We start from the raw sequence: 320 nt of genomic DNA on the forward strand, positions 1-320 counted from the left end.
TCGCCGGGCGGCATCGAGGCCTGGTTCGTGCAGGATGCGACCGTGCCGCTGATCGCCATGGAATATTCCTTTGCCGGCGGCTCGGCACAGGATCCCAAGGACAAGTCGGGCGTCGCCAATCTGGTCGGCGATCTCCTCGACGAAGGCTCCGGCGATCTCGATTCCAAGACCTTCCATGAGCGGCTCGACCGCCGCGCCATCGAGCTCTCCTTCAGCGCCACCCGCGACACCTTCCGCGGCAGCCTGCGCATGCTGCGCGACAACAAGGACGAGGCCTTCGACCTGCTGCGGAGCGCGCTGACCTCGCCGCATTTCGAAAC

Annotated in this window: 1 protein-coding gene; it reads left to right on the top strand. The window is 65.9% G+C overall.

The window, feature by feature from the left end:
* The coding region (locus tag AC0L3B_RS38970) for an insulinase family protein (RefSeq protein ID WP_473383012.1) at positions 1–320 on the top strand (320 nt) is incomplete at both ends.

This window comes from Bradyrhizobium sp. Kon56, from assembly GCF_055807635.1.